Here is a 20,498-nt window from a genome sequence, read left to right on the forward strand (position 1 = left end):
AAAAACAGGATGCAAGTTTTTGATGTGATTGTTTGCGGAGCGGGGCATGCCGGGGTTGAAGCGGCGCTGGCGGCTGCACGGATGGGCGCCTCTACCCTACTTCTCACCGGAAATCTGGATACTATTGCGCAGATGAGCTGTAACCCGGCGATCGGCGGCCAGGCGAAAGGCCAGATCGTCCGGGAGATCGACGCGCTGGGCGGGGAAATGGCCATCAACACGGACGTGACAGGAATCCAGTTTCGCCTGCTCAACGAGTCCAAAGGCCCGGCGGTGCAATCCCCGCGCGCGCAATGCGACAAGAAGGCATATCAACTTCGAATGAAACACACGTTGGAGCTCCAGCCCAACTTGCATTTGTTCCAAGCCTTGGTGACTGGGCTCATTTTCAAAGATGGAAAAGTCTTCGGTTGTCGGACCAATTTGGAGCTCGATTTTTACGGACGGAGTGTGGTGGTCACGACCGGGACGTTCTTGCGCGGGTTGATGCATATTGGAACGAACAAGAATGAAGGGGGGCGCTTGGGCGACTTTAGCGCCAAGACGCTGTCCGCGAGCTTTCTGGAGGCCGGGATTGAGCTCCAACGCCTCAAAACCGGGACCCCGCCGCGCTTGTTGGGCCGCAGCTTGAATTTCGCCGCGATGCAAGAGCAGCGCGGCGATCTAGCGCCGACCCTGTTTGCATTTCACGACACCCGCGATCCCGAGGGATTGTTCCACGTGGAACAATCCGGCGAGGATCGGTTGGGATGGACGCCGGGATCAGCTCAAATCTCGTGCTGGATGACCCACACGACCGAGAAAACGGCCGAGCTGGTGCGCGAAAACCTCCATCTCTCGGCGATGTATAGCGGCGAGATCGAGGGCGTGGGTCCACGCTATTGCCCCAGCATCGAAGACAAATTCGTCCGCTTCGCCGATAAGCCCCGCCATTTGCTCTTCCTTGAGCCGGAGGGCCGCACCACCAACGAATACTACGTCAACGGGCTTTCGACCTCATTACCGTTTTCCGTTCAACAAAGGATGGTCAACAGCGTCCCCGGTTTGGAGCGCGCCGAGATTCTTCGGCCCGCTTACGCGGTGGAATACGATTTCGCTCCTCCCACCCAGCTTTTGCCGAGTCTGGAATCGAAGAAGGTCGAGAATCTCTTTTTTGCGGGACAAATCAACGGCACGTCGGGGTATGAGGAGGCGGCAGGGCAAGGTCTTATTGCGGGAGTCAATGCCGTGAACAAGGTCCGAGGCGCCACGCCGTTAATCCTTGGTCGCCATGAGGCTTACATTGGCGTCTTGATCGACGATCTCGTGACCAAAGGCACTCTTGAGCCCTATCGGATGTTCACCAGTCGGGCGGAGCATCGGTTGTTATTTAACCACGGGAGCGCCGAATTAAGGCTGATCCATCACGCCGAAAATCATCAGCTTCTCCCCTCGACACGACTGGCGCGTATACGGTCCAAGCAAGAAACCATTGAAGCCTGGGTGAAGCGCTTGGAAGGGGAGGCGGGCCCCCAAGGCCGATGGGGCGAAATGCTGCGGCGTGGAGCGTCCCTCGAGGAATTGCCGGCAGAGTTCCAAAGCCAGTCGTCGGCGGTGCGTGACGAAGTGCTCTATCGCATTCGCTATCAGGGGTATCTCGCCCGCGAAGCCCGCCAAGTGGATAAATTATCTCAAGTCGAACGAGTCGCTATCCCATCCGCGTTAAGCTATCGCGACATAAAGGGGTTACGCAGCGAGGCCGCGCTTAAGCTGTCTGAGATCAAGCCAATCACCCTCGGCCAAGCAAGTCGGGTAAGTGGTGTTAACCCAGCGGACATCAACGTGTTAATGATAGCCATCGAAGCATTGCGACGGAGGAATTCCGCTTGAACCCGATCAATACGGACGCGTCGGTGGGGGAGGCGTATCGGGCGTTGGTAGAAAAACGCCAAAATGTTATCAAAAAGGAACTTGAGTCGGCATTGCCGGATGGCGGCGATTTTATTTGGGAGCTCGGTTGCGGCCACGGGCATTTCCTCACCGCCTATGCGCAGGCCCATCCGGACCGGGTCTGCATTGGCGTGGATATCGTGGGAGAGCGGGTGGATCGCGCACGCCGGAAGCGGGATCGGGCGAAGCTCGCCAACCTCCACTTTTTTCACGCCGAGGCGGCGCTGTTTCTGCAAACGCTGCCTCTGAGCGCGACGATCGCCGCGACTTTTATTCTCTTCCCTGATCCTTGGCCGAAGGTCCGGCACCACAAACACCGTATTATCCAGCCCGCTTTCCTTACCGCGGTCGCGAAACGCAGCCTCGCCACCGCCCGGTTGTATTTCCGCACGGACTTTGTTCCCTACTTTGAACAGGCTAAGGAAGCGATTTCAGCCCATCCGGCATGGAGCGAAGACGACGGCCCGTGGCCGTTCGAATTTGAAACCGTTTTCCAAAGCAGGGCAGAGAGTTATCGCTCACTGAGCGCACGTCGTGCGGTGGGCATATAAGTTGGCGCCAGCCAAAAACCCCCGGTGCTAATTTGTGACGGGGCGCGAAATTCACCCCTATTTCGGGGGTTGACGGAGGGTGGGGCGCTGGCCTTCCTGTCTCCTTTCCCTCCGATCTATACGCCACATCGTTGCATGTCACGTATCACTAAAACACTCCTTACACTCGGTTTTGCCTGCACGGCGTTGCCCGCTTTTGCCGCGGAGGGTCACGGCCTGTCATCGTCGGCGGACAAACTCTTCAGCGTGGGTCCCCTTCCTGTGACGAACAGTATGGTGACGAGCTGGGTGGTGGCGGCCGTATTGATCATCGTCATTCGCCTCGCGATTCGGAAACCGAAGTTGGTCCCGACTCATAGCCAGGCGATTGTGGAGAACCTCGTGCAAGGCATCTTCGACCTGACAGCGCCGATCGTGGGCAGCAAAGTCGCCAAGCAAACCTTTCCGCTGCTCATCGCCCTCTTCACATTTATTCTGATCCAGAATTGGAGTGGATTGATTCCTGGCGTCGGCACGATTTTTATGGCCGATCACGCGACCGGCGGCTGGCACGAGTTCGTGCGTCCCGCCAACGCTGACCTCAACGGCACCTTCGCCCTCGCGATCGTGGCGATGGCTTGCTGGTTCTATTTTATCCTGCGCTACGCCGGCGCCGCGTTTGTGTTGCGCGACATCTTTGGCAACAAAGCCGACAAGCATGAGACGCCCGGTTTCATCTATTATCCGCTGTTTCTGATTTTCTTTGGCGTCGGATTGATTGAAGTCGTCTCGATCATCTTCCGGCCGATTTCTCTTTCGTTTCGTCTTTTCGGCAACGTGTTCGGCGGCGAGAACCTTTTGCACTCGATGTCCGCCATCACCCCGTGGGTTTTGCCGGTGCCGTTTTACTTTCTCGAACTGCTGATTGGTCTCGTGCAGGCGCTCGTGTTCACCCTGTTGGTCAGTGTCTATATCGGCCTGATCTGCAACCACAGCGACGGGCACGAAGAGGCGCACTGATCGGCTTATCGCTTTCCCGCCGGGACCGTGCCACATGCGCGGGCGGCGGAATTCCAACCAACAACCACATATACAATGCACACAGTTATCGCTGAAATCACCGGCAACATCCAAGGCGCGTTCGGCTGTCTCGCGGCCGCCATCGGCGTGGGTCTCGTCGGCGCCAAGGCCGTCGAAGGCGTCGCCCGCAATCCGGGTGCCTCTGTCAAGATCCTCGTCCAATCCATTCTCGGTATGGCGCTCGCCGAAGCAGTCGCGTTCTACGCGCTGTTCATGGGCAAGTAATGGTTCTCCCTTCCGCGCCGGTCATCGCTGACCGGCGCGGCAATTTTTTCGTCCCGTCATGATTTCCCCCCTGCTCATCCTTGCCCAAGCCGCCGGTCACGCGACTGAAGCGGTCGCGGCGCATGGTGAGGCCACCAACGGCATCACCAAAATCACCCAGGAATTCGGCATCAGCTGGCCGTTCCTCCTCGCGCAGGTTCTGAGCTTCTCGATCGTCGCCATCGTTCTGTGGCGCTTCGCGTTCAAGCCCGTGCTCGCGACGCTCGATGAGCGCCAGCAGAAGATCGCCTCGGGCCTGCGTTACGCCGACGAGATGAAGGCCAAGCTCGACGCGGCCCAGACTGAAAGTGCGGCGCTGATCAAGACCGCCCAACTCGAGGCCACGCGTGTCATTGATGAGGCACGCAAGACCGCGAAGGAATTTTTGGACAAGCAGACGCAGGAAACCAGCGTCCGCGCCAACGAGATGCTCGTGAAGGCGCAACAAGCGATCGAGCTGGAGCACAAGAAAATGCTCGCCGACGCCCGCTTGGAGATCGCCCGCCTCGTGGTCTCGACCACGCAGCGTGTTCTCGCGAAAGAACTCACCGACTCCGAACGCAGCCGCTACAACGACGCCGCGGCACGCGAACTCGCCAGCGTCTAATCCTTTCGTCCCGTCCGACCTTCCATGGCAGCCCGCGGCAAACACGATCAGCACCTCGTCCGTCAGCTCTTTCGCCTGAGCTTCGCGCACGGGGAACTCTCCGCCGAGCGCGTCAGTGGGGTGCTCGCCTATATTGAGAAGCACCCGCCCACGCATCCATTGGCGCTTTTGAAGGCGTATCATCGCCTGATCGCAGCCGAACTCGCGAAACAACACGCGGTGATCGAACACGCCGGCCCGATCAGCGCCGCCACGACTGCGGCGATCGCCGCCGCCATGAGCAAGCGTTATGGCCGCACCATCACCGCCACGCCGAAACCGCAGAGCAATCTGCTTGCCGGCTTGCGCGTGCAGGTGGGGGACGACGTTTACGAAGCTTCCATCTCAAACCAACTCGCCGGCCTCGCATCGGCCGTTTGATTTTCTCTCCTCTTAAATATCCCTCCGCGTCTCGTCGCTTATGAGCACCGTCCTCGAACAAATCGAACAGCAGATCGCCAACCTTTCCAGCAAGGCGGTCAAAAAGAACACCGGCTCCATCCTCACCGTCGCCGACGGTGTCGCCAAGCTCAACGGCCTCTCCGGCGTGATGTATAATGAGATGGTCCAGTTTCCGGGCGGCGCCATCGGCATCGCGCTCAATCTGGAGGAGGACGAAGTGGGCTGCGTCATTTTAGGTGACGTGTCCCAACTGAAGGAAGGCGACGAGGTGCAGACCACCGGCCGCCTGCTCTCCGTCCCCGTCGGCAAGGTGTTGCTCGGCCGCGCGGTCGACGCGCTCGGCAATCCCGTTGACGGCAAAGGACCGATCGACGCGAAGGAGACATATCCCGTCGAACGCATTGCGCCTGGCATCATCGTGCGCAAATCCGTTTCCCAGCCCCTTTTCACCGGCATCATGGCGATCGATTCCATGATCCCGATCGGTCGTGGCCAGCGCGAGCTGATCATCGGCGATCGCGGCACGGGCAAGACGACCATCGCGATCGACACGATCATCAATCAGGCGAAGATGAACAAGGTCGGCCTCGCCAGCGGCGATCCCAAGTTTCGTCCCGTCTATTCGATCTACGTCGCGATCGGTCAGAAGAATTCGAACATCGTGCGCACCATTGCTGCGCTCGAAGCGGCCGGTGCGCTTGAGTTCACCATCATTGTCGCCGCGCCTGCGGCCGACAATCCCGCCAATCAATACATCGCGCCTTACTCGGGTGCCGCGATGGGCGAGTGGTTCATGGAAAACGGCCTCGATGCGCTGATCGTGTATGACGATCTCTCCAAGCACGCCGTCGCCTATCGCCAGATTTCGCTCATTTTGAAACGTCCCTCCGGTCGCGAAGCGTATCCGGGCGACGTATTCTACCTGCATTCCCGCTTGCTCGAACGTTCGGCGCGCCTCGATGGCAAAGGTTCGCTGACCGCGCTGCCCATTATTGAAACGCTCGCGGGCGACGTCTCGGCCTACATTCCGACCAACGTCATCTCGATTACCGACGGCCAGATCTTTCTCGAAACGGATCTCTTCAACCAAGGCATCCGCCCCGCCGTTTCCGTCGGTCTCTCCGTTTCGCGCGTCGGTTCGGCCGCGCAGATCAAGGCGACCAAGCAAGTCGGCGGCAAACTCAAGGGCGAGCTGGCGCAATTCCGCGAACTCGCGGCCTTCGCCCAGTTCGGTTCCGATCTCGATGCGAAGACCAAGAGTCAGCTCGAGCGCGGCGCCCGCATCGTCGAATTGTTCAAACAGCCGGCATTCAACCCGCTGCCGATCGAGCTCCAGGTTTCCGTGCTCTTCGCGATGCAGAAGGGATTCTTCGATGCGGTCGAAGTGAAGAAAATCGTCGAAGCGGCTTCGTCGCTCCGGGAGTTTTTCACGACGCGCAAAGACGCGCTGCTGACGGAAGTCCGCACGAAGGCCGCATTGGACAAGGACCTCGAGGCCAAGCTCCAAGCCGCCTGCGACGAGTGGAAATCGTCCTACAGCGCCTAAGCCCGCCTCACTCGCGCTCGTCTTCACTGTCCGCCGTATAACGTAACGCTTACTTCGACATCGTGGCTTCCACACGCGACATCCGCCGACGCATCAAGTCGGTCAAGAACACCCGCCAGATCACGAGGGCGATGGAGCTGGTGGCGACTTCGAAAATGAAGAAGGCGCAGCAGGCGGCGCTCGCCGGCCGGCCCTACGCGCAGCTCATGGCCGACATGCTCGCCGCACTCGCGCCCCGCGTTTCAGAGGCGCAGCATCCGTTCCTCGTTTCGCGCGAGGTCAAGACCCGCGGCATTCTGCTCGTCACGACCGACATCGGCCTCTGTGGCGCGCTCAACGCCAACCTGTTCAAGCTCGTGACGGAAGTGAAGGGGCCGGCCAAATTTGTCGCGATCGGCCGCAAGGGCGCCCGGTTTCTCGCCCGCACGCGCCGGGATATTGTCGCCGATTTTGTCGTGCACGATCAGGTGCCTTTTGCCGAGGTGAAGCAGGCGGTGGAGTTCATGATGAAGCTCTTCCTCGAAGGCACCATCGACACCGTTGAAGTCATTTACGCGCGTTACAAAAACACGCTCGTCCAGGAGCCGACGATCCGTCCCGTGCTCCCGCTCGCCAGCGTGAAGGAGTTTGTGCAGCAGTTGAGCCGTGAAGTAGGTGGCGCGCGCGAAGTCGACGATCGCGGGATGGTATTTGAGCCCGACGCGAAGTCGGTGCTCGAGGCCTTGCTGCCTTTCTACGTCAATCGCTACATCTTCCAGCTCCTGCTTTCGGCGAAGGCGTCGGAACAAAGCGCGCGCATGGTCGCGATGAAAACCGCCAAGGACAACGCGACCAAGTTGCTGGGCGATCTCACTCTCGAATACAACAAGGCCCGCCAGGCAGCGATCACCCAGGAAATCCTCGAAATCGCGGCCGGCCAGTCCACCGCAGCCTGATCCCTTTTACCTCACGTTTGCTTCTACCTTTTACGCAATGAACACCGGCAAAATCGTCCAAGTCATCGGCCCTGTCGTCGACGTCCAGTTTTCGGCCAACGTCGTGCCGCCGATCTATCAGGCCCTCACGATTGATTTCACCGTGAGCGGCAAGCAGGAGGTGCTCACGTTGGAAGTGCAGCAGCATCTCGGCGAAGGCGTCGTGCGGACCATCGCCATGTCGTCGTCGGAAGGTCTCGTGCGCGGCATGGCCGTCGTCGATACCGGCGCTCCCATTTCCGTGCCGGTGGGCGAGGGCGTGCTCGGGCGCATTTTTGACGTGACCGGCAAAGAGGTCGATGGCCGCGGGCCGGTGAAGTTCACCAAGAAGTATCCCATCCACCGGGCGGCGCCCTTGCTCGTCGATCAGGAGACGAAGGCCGACATTCTGGAAACCGGCATCAAGGTCATCGACCTGATCTGCCCGTTCGTGAAGGGCGGCAAGGTCGGAGCGTTCGGCGGCGCAGGCGTCGGCAAGACCGTCGTCATCATGGAGCTCATCAACAACATCGCCAAGGCGCATGGCGGTTACTCGGTGTTTGCCGGGGTGGGAGAGCGTTCGCGCGAAGGTAACGATCTTTATCACGAAATGTCGGAAGCGGGCGTGATCGACCAGAAGGACCTCTCCAAGTCGAAGGTCGCGCTCGTTTATGGCCAGATGAACGAACCCCCGGGCGCTCGTATGCGCGTGGCGCTCTCGGCGTTGGCGATGACCGAGTATTTCCGCGACGAGAAAAACCAGGACGTGCTCTTGTTCATCGACAACATTTTCCGCTTCTCGCAGGCCGGCTCCGAAGTGTCCGCCTTGCTGGGCCGCTCTCCGTCGGCGGTCGGGTATCAACCGACGCTCGCCAACGAAATGGGCCTTTTGCAGGAACGCATCACCTCGACCAAAAAGGGTTCGATCACATCCTTTCAAGCGGTCTACGTGCCGGCGGACGATCTCACCGATCCGGCTCCGGCGAACACGTTCGCCCACTTGGATTCGACGATCGTGCTGGAGCGCTCCATCGCTGAGCTCGGCATTTATCCGGCGGTCGATCCGCTGGCCTCGGTCTCGAAGGCGTTGCAGGCCGACATCGTCGGTGAAGAGCACTACAAAATCGCGCGCGAAGTGCAGCGCGTGCTGCAGCGCTACAAGGATCTCCAGGACATCATCGCGATTCTTGGCCTCGACGAACTTTCGCCGGAGGACAAGCAGACCGTGTATCGCGCCCGCAAAATTCAGCGCTTTCTCTCGCAACCGTTTCACGTCGCGGAAGTGTTCACCGGCTCGCCCGGCAAATACGTGTCCGTCAAAGATACGATTCGTGGCTTCAAGATGATTCTCGATGGCCAGCTCGACGACGTTCCGGAAGGCGATTTCTACATGAAGGGCGGCATCGATGAGGTGATCGCTGCATCTAAAAAATAATTCAACGACCAGGGTCGGCGTTTCCTCCGTCAGGAATGATCGCCGACCCTCTCTCGCTCCCTGGTCATGCCTCTTACGCTCGACATCGTCACTCCTGAAGCCCGCGTCTATTCCGACACGATCGACACAGTGGTGCTGCCCACCGTGGCGGGTGAGGTCGGCATCCTGCCCGGCCACATCCCGTTGCTCACGCGGGTCGCCCACGGCGAACTGCGGGTGACGAAGAACGGTCACACCGCCTTGCTCGCCGTCGGAGATGGTTTCGCTCAAATCGACGGTGACCGCGTGCAAGTGTTGGCCGAGTCAGCGATCGCGGAAGACAAGATCGACGCCAATGCGGTGGAGCAGGCGATGCGCCGCGCCGAGGAAGCGCTCGCCGCGGCCCAACACCTTGATCCGGCCGAAGTGGAGCGCCTCGAAGGCGTGGTCCGCTTCGCCGTGGTCCAGCTCGGCCTCAAGCGCCGGCGCACGTAACGGCTGCTGCCAATCCGCCGGCGATGTGGCGGGACCGGCGGCGTGTCGCCCGTACTGTGGCAGACGATCGGAGTTGCCTTGCGCCCCGTTTCGGTGGAAGCGTCGCGAACCATGCGCCAGCTCGCTGCCTGCATAGCGGTTTTGGTCCTGCTACCCGTTGGGGCCGCGGGACAGATTCTGGACACAGGGACTGTCCTGAAATACGATGCTTATCGTCAGACGAGCGGAGGCGCCCCGGTCTATGGAGGATCCAGTTATTTGGCCGGGTTCACCTTTGTGGCTCCGGTTTACGGGCTGGAGTCGACTTTGCTGATTACGGGGCCGCAGCTTCACGCCCAGTTGTCATCCGTCTCTTCGACGGGCCTGTCGTCAACGGCAAGCGGAATGCTTTACGACAGTCGATCGATGTTGGATGCGAGTTTCGCCAACGGCACGTTCCGTTTCCAAATCACATATCCCGCGAGCGCCCTGTTCGATGGCTCGATTTCCCTCACTGGAAACACGTACCCGCCGGTCGCGGAAATCACCAACTACAATAATCTACAGCAGGTTTCCGGTGGCCTGGCGGCGGTGCAGTGGAATCTCCCGGGCGGCCGCGCGAGCGATTTTGTCATCGCTTCGATCACGGACTTGGACGGCGAAGTATTGTCCAGCACAGACGACTTGGACGAAAGCCGGCCGTTGGACGGCACCTCGCGTTCCGCCTCGCTGCTCGTGCCCCCGGGGATGGATCTGATCGGCAACCTGATGGCGGTGCGACTGGCGGGGACCGCTCGCGTTGCGGACGTCGATCTCTTGGCTGGTTACGCGACGGTGACCGCGTTTCCCATAAAGACGTCTGGCACGCGCGACACCCTCGCGCCCCGAATCACGTCTGTCACGCCTGCGGCCGGTGCCTTTGGAGTCGATGAAAATGCCACGGTGGAACTGACTTTCGACAAGCCGATGCGGCTGCGGGGTGACGTGAGCAGTGCCTCTTTGCCAAGTGGGTTTCCCCGTTCGATCAACTCGTGGACCGCCGACCAACGGACAGTCCATATTCATTGGCCAAGGGCGTTTCCTTCGGGACCGATCACGTTGCGCGCCAATGCGGAACAGGGACCGCTCGCGGCTGTGCCGTTTGCGGATTTGTCCGGCAATCAATTGGCGGCCACGGAGGCGGCTTCATTCTTTGTGGGCAATCTCCCGGCGTTTGTCTCGCAACCCGCCGATGCGACGCTGCGTCCCGGACAGGCGTTCAGCCTGGCGCCGGATGTGCAGTGGCCGGGGGCCTCGCTCACGCTCCAATGGTATCGCGACGGCGCGCCCATCCCTGGCGCCACAACCGCGAATTTCATGGCGAACGCCTTCTCGGCCCAAGACGTCGGCGTCTATGAACTGCGCGCGACCAATGAATTTGGCGAGGCGCGAAGCCAGGCAGCGCTGGTGCTGCCCGACCTGACGTATGCGTTGAGGAATCTCGTCAGCATCGGCGTCGGGTCGATGACGAGGACGGAACGGGTGCTGGTTCCGCCTGGCGGTCAGATTGACGTTCGTTCCAGTTTTCTGCCTCCGTCGCCAGTGGCGTTGCAGTGGCGGCGTAATGGCCTCCCGCTCGCCGGCGCGACTGACGCCACGCTGCTGATCGCACCCGTCGCATGGGATGACGCCGGCGTTTACGATTTGCTGGTGACAAACGCGTACGGGTCGATCGCGAGCCAGGCGATGGAGCTCGTTGTGTCGACCGACATCGCGCTCCCTGACATCGCACCCGAGATGGACACCTTTGTGTTCGACGTCGGCGACAAGCGTGTGCTGAGCGGTGTCAACATGGACAACTCCACGTTGCTCCGCTTTTGGCGACTCAACGGCGTGCCGATCCCCAACGCGACCGCCTGGCTGTATGAAATTGCCTCATTCTCGCCTGCGAGCGCCGGGCTCTACGAATACGTCGTGTCCAACGGTGAAGAAGAGAAGGTGTTGACGCAGATTTCGGTGGCGCTTCGGACAGGCGCGCCGGTGGTTCAGAAGCCATTGCTCTCGGCCTCGGGGGCCGGTTTTTTTAGCGAGGATGCCGGCTTTATGTTCACGATATCCGCGGAGGGGGCGGCGCCCTTGCACTATCAATGGCAGCGCGATGGCGTCGATCTGCCAGGCGCCACCGGCAATTTATATAACCGTTGGCCCGCGGATCCGGCGGAGGCAGGCACGTATCGTTGCGTCGTGAGCAACTCGCTGGGCACGGTCGTATCGACGGAAGTCGCGGTGCGTTTCTGGTCCAAACAGGTGCCGCCGTCCACCCCCGTCATCACCGGCAACAAGGCCGCGCTCGCCGGCTCGACGCCGATGCTGTCGGTCTCAATCCCCCGTGGGCCGCAACCCGCCGGCACGATTCAATGGTATCGGGAGGGAGTGCCGATCGCCTACGCGACCATGTCCTATCTGCAAATCATCGCAGCGAAAGTGGGCGACAGCGGGAATTATACGGTGGCGGCGACCAATGCATACGGCACTTCGTACAGTGACCCCTTCGCTCTTTCGGTGATCGACGATTCGATGGCGCCCGTCGTGGCGGGTGGCCCCGTGTCGCTTTCGCTGGCGGCGGGGGAGGCGCTCTCCCTGGCGGCGCCGGTGGTGGCCGGGCCTTCCGCCACCTATCAGTGGTTTTTGAATGACCGTCCGGTGACCAGTGCGATCAAGATGTTCAATCAGAGCCCGGCGATCTTCCTCGCTCCCAGCGCGCAAACCAGGGACGCCGGAGTGTATACGGTGCACGTGAGCAACTCGGCGGGATCGATCGATGCGCAGGTGGCGGCCGTGGCCGTCGCCGCCCCGCCGGCGCTTTCCAGCACGCATTTGACCAATCTTTCGACGCGCGGCATGGCGGGTGTTGGCAATCAGACGCTCATCGCCGGTTTTACCGTGGAAGGAGTGGGCAGGAAACGCGTTTTGATTCGTGGCGTGGGCAGCGGCTTGGCGTCGTGGGTGGAACACCCGGCGAGGGGCGCACGAATCACGCTGTTCCACGGCGACCGGCCGCTGCAAACCTCAGCGGATTGGTTCCGCCAGCCAGCCGCGGCGCAAACGGCGCTCGAGGCCCAACTGCTCGGAGCGTTTTCCCTGCTTCCGCGCGGAGATGACGCCGCCACGATCGTCGAAGTCGACCCGGGTGCATACACCGTGCAATTGCAGGCGGATTCTGCGGCCAACGGCGCAACCGGTATTGCGCTGGTGGAAGTCTACGATGCCGACGCGGGAATGGCGACCACACGCCTGACGAATCTTTCCACGCGGGCTTTCATTGGTCCGGATGAACGCGTGGCCATTCCGGGACTGGTGATCACGGGTGCCTCCGCCAAAACGTATCTTATTCGCGCCGTCGGACCCACGCTCGCGACCTACGGAGTAGAGGAGTTGCTGGCCGATCCACAACTTACGTTGCAAGAGGCGAATTTGGGACGGTTCATGAGCAACGATGATTGGGGCGACAATCGCGATGCGACCGACGTGGCTGCGGTGGCGGAGCGCGTGGGGGCGTTTGCTCTGGACGCGGGCAGTAAGGATGCCGCGTTGCTCGCCACCTTGAAACCGGGGGCCTACACCATCCTAGCCAGCGGGGCGGGCGAGACTTCCGGCGTGGTATTGCTCGAAATATACGAGGTGCCGCAAAATGCTCTCCCTCCGTAAGTCACTGTTGGACGCAAAAATTGCTGAACGTCCACGCGGCGGAAACGCGTTTTTCTTGCCTATCGTTGCAACCGAGTCTCAATTCTGTGTCATTAATTCCTCCGCCATGAGCCATCCTGTTCGCGATGCCCTCCTGCCGCTCTGCCAGCTCCCGGCTGGCAAGGCCGGGCGCGTCCGCGCGCTGGCGGGTGATGTGCATTTTTGCCAGCGGGTCCGGGAAATGGGAGTCGGTGAATCCGTGCTCGTGACGAAGATCGGCGGCTCCGGGCCGTTTGTCTGCGGCGTCAATGGCACTCGCATCGCGTTGAGCCACGACGCGGCGAAAAACATCTTGGTTGAGCAATTCGGCCGCCGCGGGTGACCTCGTCGGTCGCCGGTGTGTCGCTGTGAGCATGGGTGCCGTGATCTCCCTGTCCGAACTCCCGCCCGGCGGCAGCGCTACGGTGCGCGAGATGCCCAAAGTCGGCGCCGTGTTTCTCCGGTTGCGCGAAATGGGGCTGCAGCCCGGCATCACCATCACCCTGGTGCGGTCGGCGCCGATGGGCGACCCGTTGGAAATCAAGGTGCGCGGCTATCGCCTGACATTGCGCAAGGCGGACGCCCGTCACATCTCCGTGGAGTCGGCCTGAGATGGCGCTGCCTCCTTCCATCACGGCGAACCGCCCGGCCGGGGCGAGTCACAGCCCGGCTGCTCGACAACCGGTGTTCGCGCTCGTCGGTAACCCGAATTGCGGCAAGAGCACGTTGTTCAACGCCCTCACCGGCCTGAAGCAAAAGGTCGGGAATTATCCCGGCGTCACAGTCGAGAAAAAGGTCGGCACGACGTATTCGCAGCACGGCCAGCCGATGACCGTCATCGATCTGCCGGGCGCTTACTCGCTCGCGGCGCGTTCGCCGGACGAAGCGGTCACGCGGGACGTGCTCCTCGGCCGCCGGGCGGACACCGCGCAACCGGACCGAATTCTCTGCATCGTCGATGCGACGAATCTTGAGCGAAACCTCTACCTTGTTCACCAGATTCTGGATCTCGGCCGGCCGGTGATTCTCGTGCTCAACATGATGGATGTGGCCGTGAACGCGGGCATCCGGATTCACGTGGCGCGGCTGGAGAAGGCGCTCGGCATTCCCGTGATCCCGTGCGAAGCGGTCAACGGCAAGGGGATCATCGAGCTGCGTCTCGCCATGAGCCGCCCGGATTTGCCGCTTTCGCGCCATGCGTGGGACGTGCCCGTGCCCATCGCGTCGGCGGTCGCGGAGATCCAGGCTTCGCTGGTGGAGAGCGACCGCAAGGCACCGCTCATCGCCCGGGCGGAAGCGTTACTGCTGCTGACGGACCAAGACTCGGTGCGCGTGGTGGGATCGAACCCATTGAGCGCGCGGACCGCCGAGATACTGCGGCACTGGCAGTCACGTTGGGCCGCGGAGGGCACGGATTGGGCCGGCACTTTGGTGAACAGCCGCTACGAGGTGATCGGCGCGCTCGTGTCCGACGTCGTCGAATCGACCGCGCTCAACGGACCCACGCCTTCGGATCGCATCGACGCGGTCGCCACGCATCCGTTGTGGGGCTGGCTGCTCCTCGGCGGCGTCATGACGCTGCTTTTCTTTTCCATCTTCACGCTCGCCGAATATCCGATGAACTGGATCGACGGCCACATCGCGCTGCTCGGCGATTGGGTGAAACACCAAATGCCGGCGGGGGATTTGCGGGACCTGATTACGGATGGGGCGATCGCGGGCGTGGGTGGCGTGCTCGTGTTTCTGCCGCAGATTTTAATTCTATTTTTCTTCATCGGTCTGCTCGAGAGCACGGGCTACATGGCCCGGGCGGCGTTTATCATGGACCGGTTGATGAGTCGGGTGGGCTTGAATGGGAAAAGCTTCATCCCGCTGCTCAGTTCCTACGCGTGCGCGATTCCGGGCATTATGGCGACGCGAACCATCGAGGAGCCGAAGGACCGGCTGGTCACGATTCTGGTGGCGCCGTTGATGAGCTGTTCGGCGCGGCTGCCGGTTTATCTTCTGATGATTGCCGCCTTGGTGCCGGGCGACCGTGTGCCGGTGGTGACCAAGGTGGGAATCATGTTGCTCATGTATGTGCTTGGGACGGCGGGCGCCTTCGGGTTCGCGTGGCTCTTCAAACGCACGTTGTTGAAAGGAGAGCCGCCGGTGATGATCATGGAATTGCCGCCGTATCGCTTGCCCGCGTTGATGGATGTGGTGCGGCACATGGCCGAACGGGCGTGGATTTTTGTGCGTCGCGCGGGCACGGTGATCTTGGGCATCAGTATCGTGCTGTGGTTTTTGGCCACTTATCCGAAGGCCCCGGAAGGCGCGTCGGCGACGGAACAGCTCGCGCACAGCTTCGCCGGGCAGGCCGGGCACATCATTGAACCGGTGATCAAGCCATTGGGCTTCGATTGGCACATCGGCATCGGGCTCATCACGTCTTTTGCGGCACGCGAGGTATTCGTTTCGACGATGGGCGTCGTCTTTAATGCCGGAAGTGATGACCAAGACGTAACGCCGTTGCGGCAGGCTCTGCAAAACGCCACGTGGCCGGATGGACGCGCGCTTTTCACTCCGCTGACGTGTCTCACGCTGATGGTCTTCTATGTCTTTGCCATGCAATGCGTGAGCACCGTCGTCGTGGTGCGTCGCGAGACCAATTCGTGGCGCTGGCCGCTCTTCCAAATCGCCTACATGACTGGCACTGCGTGGGTCGTGTCGTTTATTGTGGCGCAAGCCGGTCACGCGCTCGGCTTCTGAACGATGACTCCCGAAGTCCAGACCCTCCTCGCCCTGCTCGTCGTGGCTGTCGCCGCGGTGTGGCTGGTGGTGCGGGCGATGGGGAAGCGCAAGCAGTCGGGGTGCGGCGGTGGCGAATGCGGCGCGATCAGCCCCGAGGTGCGCAAACTGCAGGCGCGCTTGAAGCACCGCTGAGCCGGCGCATGTTTTCGCCCGGCGGACGAGGCGCGGAATCACGATCCGCGCGGTGATGAGTTTCCGCCGTGGCGGCTAGTCAACGCCGCGTCGCATTGACACCGCGCAGCCGCCGTTCCTGCATCGAGACCTCATGGAGGTCATCATCCGGGACGACGCCGAAGCGGGCTGCTTGCTGGCCGCCAAAATCATCGCGAAACTTGTGCGCGACAAACCGCACGCTGTGCTCGGTCTCGCGACCGGCCGCACGCCGTTGCGGCTCTATCAAGAGCTCATTCGCCTGCACCGCGCCGAGGGCCTCGATTTCAGCCGGGTGACGACGTTCAACCTCGATGAATACGTCGGCCTGCCCTCGGAGCACGAGCAATCCTACCGCTATTTCATGCGGGAAAATTTCTTTCGCCACATCAACATCGACCAAGTGCGCACGCACGTGCCCAATGGCACCGCGGCCGACCTGCACGCCGAGTGCCGGGCGTATGAAGAGCGCATCGTCGCGGCCGGCGGCATCGACTTGCAGCTCCTTGGGCTCGGCCGCAACGGCCACATCGGCTTCAACGAGCCGACGGGGTCGCTGCGCTCGCGCACGTGGATCAAGATCCTCTCGGAGCAGACGTTGCAGGATAACAGCGACGTCTTTGGCTCGCTCGAATCGATGCCGCACCACGCCATCACGATGGGTATCGGCACGATTTTGGATGCCAAGCGGTGCTTGTTGATCGCCTTCGGCCCGTCCAAAACCCGCGCGGTCGAGCGGATGGTGGAAGGCCCGCTTTCCTCCATGTGTCCGGCGTCGGCCCTCCAACTGCATCCGCGCGCCACGGTCGTCCTCGACGAGGGCGCCGCTGCCGGGCTCGAATACGTTGATCACTACCGCTGGATCGATCGCAACAAACTCTCCTGGCAACGCTACGAGTAACCGTGTGCGGCAGCGGCGGCGATCGCCTCGCTCCCACCGCTCCGTGGCCACCGCGGGCGAGCGATCGCAGCGTAGCGGCGCTCACTGAGGCATACGTTACGTGCCGCGTTTGTTGCCCCAGAGTTCGATGTGGAGTCGGTGGGCGTAGCGATAACCCCGGGCTTTGCACAATTCGGCCAGCCACGCGGCGCGGTCGCGCATCGTCTCGAGCGAACGCGCTTCCGGCATCAGCAGAATTTTGTGCCGGGGTATGTCTCGATCGAGCTTTTCGATCATGCCTTCCAACTCATCCACGTCAGCCGGCGCGGTGACGACGAACTTGAACTGGTAATCGTAGGCATCGACCCACGCGCGCACGACGTCCGGCTGCCAGCGCGTCGCTTCGTGGCGTTTGTGCCAGGCGGGGTGCTGCGCCGCGGGTGGGGCGGAGTTGAGTAACTTCGGCGACATGGACGCGAGATCACACGCGATGTCGTCGGGGGCGACCGTGGCGGCGGTTTCGATCGTGAGGTGATAGCCGAGCTGCTGCAGCTCGCGGGCGAGATCCCGGATGTGGGGCGCGATCATCGGTTCGCCGCCCGTCAGGACGACGTGTCGGGCAGGGTGTCGGATGACCGCGGCCACGATGTCGTCAACACTCAGCGTGCCGCCTTCGGGATTCCACGAGGCATAGGGCGTGTCGCACCACGTGCACCGCAGATTGCAGCCGCTGGTGCGCACGAACGTCGAGGGCACGCCCGTCAGTTCGCCTTCGCCTTGCAGCGAACAAAATATTTCGGAAATCAGCATCGGTTAACTCGCGCGGGGGCTGGTCGGCAACGGATCGTGGGAAGCATACACCGTGGGATCGGCGAGGCCGGCCAAGGCGAATGCCTCGCGGCGTTCGACACAGGTGCCGCACCGGCCGCAATGCAGCTCGCCGCCCTTGTAACACGACCAGGTGCGCGCGAAATCCACGCCCAATTTCGCACCCGTGACCGCGATTTCGGCTTTGGTCATCGCGATGAACGGTCTCAGCAGCGCCACCGCGGCGTAGGTGCCGAGCCGCATCGTGTCGCTCATCGCCCGCATGAAATCTTCGCGGCAGTCGGGGTAGATCGCGTGATCGCCTCCGTGCGCCGCGATCGCCACGCCTTCCGCCCCGCTGCTTTCCGCGAAACCGCAGGCGATCGAGAGCAGGATCGCGTTGCGGAAGGGGACGACGGTTTGCTGCATGTTGGCCGCGGCGTAGTGGCCATCCGGGATTTCGCCGCCGCTCTGCAACAGGTCGGAGGCGAAGAGCTGGTTGATGAAGTCGAGGGCGATCACTTCGTGCCGCACCCCGAGACGCGCCGCGTGTTCGGCGGCAAACGGGATTTCGCGCGCGTTGTGCTTCGCGCCGTAGTTGAAACTCAGTGCTGCCGCGACACGGTGTTCCCGCGCGGCCCAATAGAGGGCGGTCACGGAATCCATCCCGCCAGAGCAGAGCACGACGACATTCATCGGCCTCAATTAAACCCGTGGGCTCGCGCTGCCAACCTTTCCTGCTTCTCTTTCTCCTGCGCCCACCGTCCAGCCCGCGCAGATAAAGTCGTCCCTCATGTTGATCCTCCACGACCCCCGTTGTGTCGATTACGGTTCTTCTTTGCGGCCCGAACAGCCGGCTCGCATCACGAAAACCGTGCCCTACCTGCAGGCCGCTCACCCTGCCTGGGAATGGCGCGTGCCGGATCCGGCTGGCGACGAATTGCTGCGGTTGGCGCACACGGAGGCGCATCTGCGGCGGTTGGAGCGGGGGCCGGATTTTGATGCTGACACGCCCTATTTCGCAGGCATCGCGAACCACGTGCGCCGGGCGGTGGGAGCGGCGGTGCTGGCGGCGCAACAGGCGAGGGCGGGGCGGAAAGCGTTCGCATTGATGCGGCCGCCGGGCCACCACGCCATGGCGGACCGGGCCATGGGATTTTGTTATCTCAACTCCATCGCGGTCGCCGTTTTGGACGCTCAACGCTCAGGTGCCGCGCGCGTGGCCGTCTGGGATTTCGACGCGCACCATGGCAACGGCACGGAGGCGATTTTGCAGGGCCGCGAGCACGTGTTTTTTGCATCCGTGCACCAATCTCCCGGCTACCCCGGGACGGGCACCCGCGATTTGGGCCGCGGCACGCGCAACTGGCCGGTGGCGCCGCATTCGCCGCGCGAGCAGCACATGAGCGCGTTGGCGGACTCGTGGGCGGCGGTGCGGGCGTTTCACCCCGATCTCGTCCTGGTTTCGGCGGGGTTCGATGCTTATGCGGGCGACCCGATCACGGAAATGACGTTGGAAGCGGAGGATTTTGCGACTCTCGGACGCTGGCTCGCGGAGGCGGAGTTGCCGACGGCGGCAATTCTCGAAGGCGGCTATAGCGCCGATTTGCCGGTGTTGATCGAACGTTTCCTCGCGGCGTGGGCGGGCGAAGATCGTTTTTCCCCGCCGTGATTCTTCGCTTCGCTCCGCCGGACATTTCGTGTAGCAAAGCGCGCGTTTCATGATTTCCCGTCTTATTCCGTCACGGATGCGCCGACTGCTCGGCGTGAAAGTGGAATCGCGGCTCCCCGCTTATCGACTGATCGATCGTCCTGACCAGTTGCCGCCATTGCTCGCGGCCTTGGACCGCGTCAAAGAGGTCTCTCTCGATACGGAGGCGGATAACATGTATCACTTCAAAACGAGGGTCTGCCTGCTGCAGTTTCTTGTTTCTGGGCAGGTGTATCTGGTGGATGCCCTCGCGCCGATCGATTTGGATCCGTTGTGGGCGCGCTTGGAGAAGTTGCATTTGGTGATGCACGGCAGCGACTTCGACCTTCGCCTGCTTCATGATCGGTGCGGATTCCGGGCGAAGAGTCTTTTCGACACGATGCTGGCCGCGCAGCTGCTCAACCGCTCCCGCTTCGGGTTGGCGGCATTGTTGGAAGAACACTTTGGCGTGGCCCTCGACAAAGATGGCCAGAAGGCGAATTGGTCGAAGCGGCCGATCACGCCGCAGCTCCTCGAATACGCCTCGCTTGATGTCTGGCACTTGCCGGCGCTACGCGACATTTTGAAGCGCGAGTTGGCGAAGCTCGGCCGCACAGCGTGGATGGAGCAGCAGTGCCGCGCGCAGATTGAAGCTGGCACATTGGGGTTCGCGCCGCCCGACGAAAACGACTGGCGGGTCGGGCACAGCGAGCGTCTGCGGGGCGCTGGATTGAGTGTGTTGCATGCGGTGTGGCATTGGCGCCAAGAGACCGCTGAGCGTCTCGACGTGCCGCCGTTCAAGGTGTGCAGCCAGGATTTCCTGATGAAGCTGGCCGAGGCCGCGGAACAAGGCGGCACCGAGGCCGAAATTTTGGGCAACGTGCACCTGGGGAAGCGGCACCCGCGCCTCTTTCCGTCGTTGTCCGCGGCCGTGCGGGCCGGTCTGGCCCGCGATCCGCGCACGCTGCCCCGGCGGCCGCCCCGCGATCCTGCTCATCGGTCACTCACGCCGCCGGAGATCGCGTTGCAGGACCGCATCAAGGCGGATCGGGATCGGGTGGCGAAAGAGGTGAAAATCGAGCCGACCCTCATCGCTAATCGTTCCCAACTGGCGCAGATCGCGCGGCATCCCGAGGACTTGGACAAAGTGCTGCTCCCTTGGCAGGCGGATCTTTTGCGCCAGCAGCCGTCGCTCAAAAAGCTCTGACTCGGGCCGGCCCGGTGTCCGTGTCGTC

20 protein-coding genes are annotated in these 20,498 nt (G+C 61.9%); 18 read left to right on the forward strand and 2 right to left on the reverse strand.

Features of this window, described 5'->3' with window-relative positions; genetic code table 11:
- Positions 1 to 9 precede the first annotated feature (9 nt).
- The 16 genes from mnmG (at position 10) to nagB (ending at position 16,787) form a co-directional block, all read left to right on the forward strand.
- Positions 10 to 1,869, forward strand: a complete 1,860-nt coding sequence (gene mnmG, locus K0B96_RS17185; RefSeq protein ID WP_220162309.1) for a tRNA uridine-5-carboxymethylaminomethyl(34) synthesis enzyme MnmG — start codon at positions 10 to 12, stop codon at positions 1,867 to 1,869.
- Positions 1,866 to 2,480: a tRNA (guanine(46)-N(7))-methyltransferase TrmB gene (gene trmB / locus K0B96_RS17190; protein ID WP_220162311.1), complete on the forward strand. Its 615-nt coding sequence runs from the start codon at positions 1,866 to 1,868 to the stop codon at positions 2,478 to 2,480. Before mnmG ends, trmB begins: the two co-directional genes overlap by 4 nt.
- Positions 2,481 to 2,615: 135 nt before the next feature.
- A complete protein-coding gene (locus K0B96_RS17195; protein ID WP_220162313.1) occupies positions 2,616 to 3,479 on the forward strand; it encodes a F0F1 ATP synthase subunit A in 864 nt (287 codons plus the stop codon).
- Between the two features lie 75 nt (positions 3,480 to 3,554).
- Complete coding sequence (atpE, locus tag K0B96_RS17200; protein ID WP_220162315.1) at positions 3,555 to 3,764, forward strand: ATP synthase F0 subunit C; 210 nt, start codon at positions 3,555 to 3,557, stop codon at positions 3,762 to 3,764.
- Positions 3,765 to 3,822: 58 nt separating this feature from the next.
- Positions 3,823 to 4,410: a F0F1 ATP synthase subunit B gene (atpF, locus tag K0B96_RS17205; RefSeq protein ID WP_220162316.1), complete on the forward strand. Its 588-nt coding sequence runs from the start codon at positions 3,823 to 3,825 to the stop codon at positions 4,408 to 4,410.
- A gap of 24 nt (positions 4,411 to 4,434) precedes the next feature.
- Positions 4,435 to 4,830 (forward strand): F0F1 ATP synthase subunit delta, encoded by a 396-nt coding sequence (locus K0B96_RS17210; protein ID WP_220162318.1) that lies wholly within the window; start codon positions 4,435 to 4,437, stop codon positions 4,828 to 4,830.
- Between the two features lie 40 nt (positions 4,831 to 4,870).
- Positions 4,871 to 6,397, forward strand: a complete 1,527-nt coding sequence (gene atpA / locus K0B96_RS17215; RefSeq protein WP_220162320.1) for a F0F1 ATP synthase subunit alpha — start codon at positions 4,871 to 4,873, stop codon at positions 6,395 to 6,397.
- 62 nt (positions 6,398 to 6,459) lie between these two features.
- A complete protein-coding gene (atpG, locus tag K0B96_RS17220) occupies positions 6,460 to 7,332 on the forward strand; it encodes an ATP synthase F1 subunit gamma (RefSeq protein WP_220162322.1) in 873 nt (290 codons plus the stop codon).
- A 37-nt stretch (positions 7,333 to 7,369) separates the two neighbouring features.
- A complete protein-coding gene (atpD, locus tag K0B96_RS17225) occupies positions 7,370 to 8,785 on the forward strand; it encodes a F0F1 ATP synthase subunit beta (RefSeq protein ID WP_220162324.1) in 1,416 nt (471 codons plus the stop codon).
- A 66-nt stretch (positions 8,786 to 8,851) separates the two neighbouring features.
- Positions 8,852 to 9,259: an ATP synthase F1 subunit epsilon gene (gene atpC / locus K0B96_RS17230; RefSeq protein ID WP_220162326.1), complete on the forward strand. Its 408-nt coding sequence runs from the start codon at positions 8,852 to 8,854 to the stop codon at positions 9,257 to 9,259.
- Between the two features lie 276 nt (positions 9,260 to 9,535).
- The gene (locus tag K0B96_RS17235; protein ID WP_220162328.1) at positions 9,536 to 12,925 is read left to right on the forward strand and encodes an Ig-like domain-containing protein; all 3,390 of its coding nucleotides are present in this window, start codon (positions 9,536 to 9,538) and stop codon (positions 12,923 to 12,925) included.
- Between the two features lie 106 nt (positions 12,926 to 13,031).
- Positions 13,032 to 13,286, forward strand: a complete 255-nt coding sequence (locus tag K0B96_RS17240; protein ID WP_220162330.1) for a FeoA family protein — start codon at positions 13,032 to 13,034, stop codon at positions 13,284 to 13,286.
- Between the two features lie 31 nt (positions 13,287 to 13,317).
- Complete coding sequence (locus K0B96_RS17245; RefSeq protein WP_220162331.1) at positions 13,318 to 13,554, forward strand: FeoA family protein; 237 nt, start codon at positions 13,318 to 13,320, stop codon at positions 13,552 to 13,554.
- 1 nt (position 13,555) lies between these two features.
- On the forward strand, positions 13,556 to 15,694 hold the full coding sequence (gene feoB / locus K0B96_RS17250; RefSeq protein WP_220162333.1) for a ferrous iron transport protein B: 2,139 nt from the start codon (positions 13,556 to 13,558) through the stop codon (positions 15,692 to 15,694).
- 3 nt (positions 15,695 to 15,697) lie between these two features.
- Positions 15,698 to 15,868: a FeoB-associated Cys-rich membrane protein gene (locus tag K0B96_RS17255; protein ID WP_220162335.1), complete on the forward strand. Its 171-nt coding sequence runs from the start codon at positions 15,698 to 15,700 to the stop codon at positions 15,866 to 15,868.
- A 133-nt stretch (positions 15,869 to 16,001) separates the two neighbouring features.
- Complete coding sequence (gene nagB / locus K0B96_RS17260) at positions 16,002 to 16,787, forward strand: glucosamine-6-phosphate deaminase (protein WP_220162337.1); 786 nt, start codon at positions 16,002 to 16,004, stop codon at positions 16,785 to 16,787.
- A gap of 96 nt (positions 16,788 to 16,883) precedes the next feature.
- Here the strand turns inward: nagB and K0B96_RS17265 are convergent, their stop codons facing one another.
- Positions 16,884 to 17,576 carry a 7-carboxy-7-deazaguanine synthase QueE gene (locus K0B96_RS17265; protein ID WP_220162339.1) on the reverse strand — a complete coding sequence of 231 codons (693 nt, stop codon included), beginning with the start codon at positions 17,574 to 17,576 and terminating at the stop codon, positions 16,884 to 16,886.
- A 3-nt stretch (positions 17,577 to 17,579) separates the two neighbouring features.
- Positions 17,580 to 18,269 (reverse strand): 7-cyano-7-deazaguanine synthase QueC, encoded by a 690-nt coding sequence (gene queC, locus K0B96_RS17270; protein ID WP_220162341.1) that lies wholly within the window; start codon positions 18,267 to 18,269, stop codon positions 17,580 to 17,582.
- 97 nt (positions 18,270 to 18,366) lie between these two features.
- On the opposite strand from queC, the gene K0B96_RS17275 reads away from it, so the two are divergent.
- Together K0B96_RS17275 and K0B96_RS17280 are read left to right on the forward strand one after the other, a co-directional pair.
- Complete coding sequence (locus K0B96_RS17275; protein ID WP_255558761.1) at positions 18,367 to 19,245, forward strand: histone deacetylase family protein; 879 nt, start codon at positions 18,367 to 18,369, stop codon at positions 19,243 to 19,245.
- Between the two features lie 76 nt (positions 19,246 to 19,321).
- Entirely contained in the window at positions 19,322 to 20,470 is a 1,149-nt protein-coding gene (locus K0B96_RS17280; RefSeq protein ID WP_255558762.1) for a ribonuclease D, read from the forward strand.
- Positions 20,471 to 20,498: the final 28 nt, after the last annotated feature.

The organism is Horticoccus luteus (assembly GCF_019464535.1).
Lineage (GTDB): Bacteria > Verrucomicrobiota > Verrucomicrobiia > Opitutales > Opitutaceae > Horticoccus > Horticoccus luteus.